At 68.2% G+C, this 2,490-nt stretch carries 2 pseudogenes; both read left to right on the top strand.

Features of this window, described 5'->3' with window-relative positions:
• Positions 1-191: 191 nt before the first annotated feature.
• Positions 192-980 (top strand): annotated as a pseudogene (locus ACWD6N_RS37655) (DDE-type integrase/transposase/recombinase); the annotation flags it as partial.
• A 106-nt stretch (positions 981-1,086) separates the two neighbouring features.
• Positions 1,087-2,094, top strand: a pseudogene (locus ACWD6N_RS37650) (integrase core domain-containing protein); the annotation flags it as partial.
• Positions 2,095-2,490 lie beyond the last annotated feature (396 nt).

The following is a 2,490-nucleotide window of genomic DNA, read 5'->3' as shown; positions in this document are numbered from 1 at the left end:
GGTGTGCTTTTCCTATCTCGAAGCGGGGCCGGCCGGCCCGGCCGATGCCGGCCGGAGGTCGCCAGCAGGCCGGGGCCGGGCCGGCGCGGCCCGCTTTGCGGGCCGCCTTGATTCTTAAAGAGGTCAATTCGGCAGTGAACTCGGCTCGCCAAGTGTCCTCCGTCGGCTGATGTGCGACACGCGTCCGCCAGGTGATCTGCGACGGTGGTCGGTTTCGGCACTCTGGGCCGGACGTCTCCGCGGGGCGTCGGGACTCGGGGAGGCCGGGATTGGCGCTGGTTGTCTTGTCGGTTGTCGAGCAACGGTTGGACGCGGTCCGGGCGGTGTTGGCCGGGTCGGATGTGACAGAGGTGGCGGCCAACTGTGGGGTGCATCGGTCGACGGTGCATCGGTGGGTGGGTCGGTATCTGACTGAGCAGTTGGCCGGGTTGGCGGACCGGTCGCATCGTCCGCACTCATCGCCCGGCCAGGTGGCGGAGGCGGTTGAGGTCGCGGTGGCGGAGATGCGCCGGGAGCATCCTCGGTGGGGATCGCGGCGGATCCGGTTGGAGATGCTGCGCAGGCCCGGCCCGTGGGCTGTCGAGGATCTGGTGGTGCCGTCGGAACGGACGATCGACCGGATTCTGCAGCGGCAGGGTCTGCTGCGGGTCCGGCCCCGGAAACGACCGAAGGACTCGTATAAGCGGTGGGAACGGACCGCCCCGATGCAGTTGTGGCAGATGGACATCGTCGGTGGGGTGCAGCTGGTCAACCCGGCCACGGGTGTGCTGCGGGAGGCGAAGCTGGTCACCGCGGTCGACGACCACTCCCGGTACTGCGTGATCGCGAAAGTGGTGGAGCGGGCCACCGGCCGTGCGGTGTGTCTGGCCCTCGCGGAGGCCCTGGCCCGGTTCGGGGTTCCCGAGGAGATCATCACCGACAACGGCAAGCAGTTCACCGACCGGTTCGGCAAGTACCGGCCCCGCACCGGTGAGGTGCTGTTCGACAAGATCTGCCGCCACAACGGCATCACGCACCGGCTGACCGCACCCGCGTCACCGAACCAGAACGGCAAGGTCGAACGGCACCGTCCGGCCCGACTTCCTCGACACCGCCGACGCGTTCACGAGCCTGCACGAGGCCCAAGCCGCGGTGGACGCTTACGTCCTGCACTACAACACCGACCGACCCCACCAGGGGCTCGACCCGAAAACGCCGGTCACCCCGGCTGACCGGTTCCAGCCGGTCGAGGCGCAGCAACGGGCACTGGTCGACCTGTGGCTCCCACCCACCCTGGACCCCGTCCCCTCCGCCCCGCTCCAGCAGCCTCTGACCGACGCTGAGCCGGTCCAGGCCCAGCCGCCAGCGGTGAAGTCGGACGGGCCGGTGGAGTTCGACCGGGTAGTGCCACCGTCGGGCAACCTGATGGTGTGCCAACGCCAGTTCTGGATGGGCACCCACCGGGCCGGCATGGTGGCCCGGATCTGGGCCGACTGCGACCTGATCCACGTCCTCATCGCCGGCATCCGGATCAAGACCGTCCGCTCCCACCTGAGCGTCAACGACCTGGCCACCCTCACCCGCCAAGGCGCCACCCCGGCAGGCCCACCACCCCTGCCGCCGATCGAGGACGGCGACGCCATCGAGGTCGAACGCTGCGTCAACCGAGGCTGCGGAGTCTCGCTGGGCCAACACATCGTCCTGGCCGCCGAGATCCTCGCCGGCCGACGAGTCGGCATCCGCATCGAGCCGACCCTTCTCATGTTCTACGACCTGGACACCCGCGAACTCCTGCGCACCCGCAAGAACCCGCTACGCCCAGAACAAATGAAACGCCTACGCGGCACCCGACCAGCCGGGCCACCACCACGACCCTCGGTCGAACCCGTCCGAGTGCAACGACGAGCCTCCAACAGCGGCATCATCATGGTCGCCGGCCAGAAGGTCGCCCTCGGTCGGCTACACCGGCACCAGACAGTCACCGTGACCGTCTCCGAAACGACCCTTGCCATCGAACTCACCGACGGCGACACCAAAGTCGTCCGACGCACCACCACCCAGCCAGTCCGTAGCATCAAAGGCCAGCGACCGCGGATCGCTACCTCAGTTTCCTAGACCACCCGTCGCACATCACCTGGCAGAGCTACGTCGCACATCAGCTGACGGATCACAACTCGGCTCGCCAAGTGTCTTCCGTCGGCTGACGTGCGACAGTCGTCCGCCAACTGATCAGCGACGTCCGCGCGGATCGCGGCAGATGCGCGCACCTGATCTTGGCCAGGTTGGGCTGACTCTCCCTCCGGTTCATGGCATGAGCACGGAAGGTTCAAGGTTGCCCGGGTTCGGTCAGCAAGGGTCGGGCGTGCCTCGGATGAGGCGGTCCAGGATGTCACGGGCCGCAGCGAGCGTCTCGATGGACCTGGTGATTCGGGTGCGCTCCTCGGCCAGGGCGTCGAGGAGTTCGGGGCAGGTGGGTGCGAGCACCGTCGTGTCGTCGGGGACGCAGGGCAG

This window comes from Micromonospora sp. NPDC005163, assembly GCF_053599835.1.
The sequence above is the reverse complement of the archived record's forward strand: the minus strand, read 5'-3'. Positions and strand labels throughout refer to the sequence as shown.